Annotated in this window: 1 protein-coding gene and 3 pseudogenes; 1 reads left to right on the forward strand and 3 read right to left on the reverse strand. The window is 41.9% G+C overall.

Annotated elements, in window-relative coordinates; genetic code table 11:
• A pseudogene (locus AYI96_RS20180) lies at window positions 1-104 on the reverse strand (alpha-amylase family glycosyl hydrolase); the annotation flags it as partial.
• A 93-nt stretch (window positions 105-197) separates the two neighbouring features.
• Here AYI96_RS20180 and AYI96_RS20185 point away from each other — a divergent pair.
• A pseudogene (locus AYI96_RS20185) lies at window positions 198-395 on the forward strand (transposase); the annotation flags it as partial.
• 258 nt (window positions 396-653) lie between these two features.
• Here the strand turns inward: AYI96_RS20185 and AYI96_RS20190 are convergent.
• A complete protein-coding gene (locus AYI96_RS20190; RefSeq protein WP_039036193.1) occupies window positions 654-1,256 on the reverse strand; it encodes a CPBP family intramembrane glutamic endopeptidase in 603 nt (200 codons plus the stop codon).
• Window positions 1,257-1,584: 328 nt separating this feature from the next.
• A pseudogene (locus tag AYI96_RS20195) lies at window positions 1,585-1,887 on the reverse strand (alpha-amylase family glycosyl hydrolase); the annotation flags it as partial.

Consider the following 1,887-nt stretch of genomic DNA (forward strand, 5'->3'; position numbering starts at 1 on the left):
AGTGCATCTTCACCACACAAAAATGCCCTTCTCACGCAACGGTTAATCACGTGGTAAAAGGGCGTACTTTCAGCATCTATCAACTGGCGACGGGCAGTGGTCATAACCAACCTCGACTGAGCTTTGATGGGTATTTCAAAGCCTAGTCAAAGCTGTGTGAAACATCAAAAAGATATGGCTGTCCTATCTTTTTTCTTTATTCGTCCTGGGAACGCGGACTGAATGAAAACTTCAACGGTTTGCTGCGGCAATACATACGGAAAGGCACCGATTTGCGGACGGTAACAGATAGGCAAATTAGTGAGATTGAACGGGCATTAAATGCCAGACCGAGAAAGTGCCTCGGCTTCAGGCAACCTATTGCGGTATTCAATGAATTACGCAAGGCAGCCTAATTTAGCGAGTGGTGCACTTCGGAGTTGAATTCGCGATTAACTAATTCCTGAAAATATCATTAGTTAAAACTAATTCAGGGATACTTAAGACTCACACATCCCTTTTGCATTTTAATAACTATTAACGTGCAAGTTTAGCGTGTTTATGTGCATATTTGAGCTGTGTCCGGAGCAATTGATTGCAAATAGCTGTTCTGATCTTGTCACGCATGTAAAAATGCATGAATAGTCAAAATTAAATGAGTCATTCCACTACCTCTACTTGTTTGTTTTTTCAGACCAGTACCCTAATTTATCTTTTTGAGCTGATATTAATAAACCTGGTTCAATTAACGCAGAGATGAAAAAATGAGCCGCAATACATGGCGCTAAGCTTCGATCACCTACCCAGTAAACAACCCCTAAAGCTAACCCCAGCATAAATGTAGAGAAAGCGGCATTGATACCGGCTTTGATATTCCTCAAACCCCAAATCAAATGAACAACACCAAAAGCTAGGCCAGATGCAATAATTTGGATAAAGAAAGAGAAGTTTTCAGAAGCTAGGTAATCCATTACCCACTTTCTAAATACTATTTCTTCTACGATTCCTGCACATAAAGCCGCAACGACTACAACCATTTTTAACAAGTCTACTTTGAACATGTATTGTTTAACGTCAGAGATTTTCGAAGCACTGTAGCAGTATAAGACAGTCACAAATAGGGCTAAATTCCAGCTTAAAAAAGTGCCATACCCTTCACTAGTGAAGCCTAAGTATGCAACAAACCCAGGAAAATCTGAAAATACATTAATTACAACAAATGTCCCCATCGTTGATATGATGATGGCTAAAGTTAAATATATAGGTTTATGATTCATGACATATCTATTGAACTATGATGATTTATGGTGCATGGAGGTAGAAAAGGTTGCAGTGATACACTGGTGATTGATCTATCCAAATCAACAATCAAACAGAAGTACACCGCAAAAAACATACAAGAAAAAACATACAAGACATCCTAAACACTTTTCGAGCCACGAGGAAGCATATCATTCGGTCTCAATTGTTTATAAATGACGATGAAATATTGGAAGTAGACTCTCTAAGACGAGTAATCTGCGTGCTTCATACAAAAACAGCGGTTGCCAGGCAGGCCAACGGCAGGCTTAAGCCTGTTGCTGCAATATCACCAAGGGGTTAAGGTTAATGGGGATGTATTGCTTGGCTTTGTTGCTTACCCCGGCACCATTTACCGCCATATTTGGCCTTCATGACACACATCGCATCCCATCGGCCACTCATGCCACTGTACTGACGGCGAAACTCCTTGGCGGAAGTTATCCAGGCATCGTCACTGATACCAAGCTCAAGCAGTAGTTTGGGTCTGGAACAGGCAATATAGCCACGCTTATCTTCCCGCACCGCCCGGCCTGTCCAATCAATCAGCTCCAGATAGTCGGCAAAGTGAAATGGGATGCCGCTTTGTTCGGTGGCAGTGGCTGCACC

It is taken from the genome of Shewanella sp. MSW (genome assembly GCF_007636515.1).
Lineage (GTDB): Bacteria > Pseudomonadota > Gammaproteobacteria > Enterobacterales > Shewanellaceae > Shewanella > Shewanella indica.

Bases quoted from the DNA above. Each gene is read 5' to 3' on its own strand.
- AYI96_RS20190 (WP_039036193.1), bottom strand. From the start codon at position 1,256: ATGAATCATAAACCTATATATTTAACTTTAGCCATCATCATATCAACG.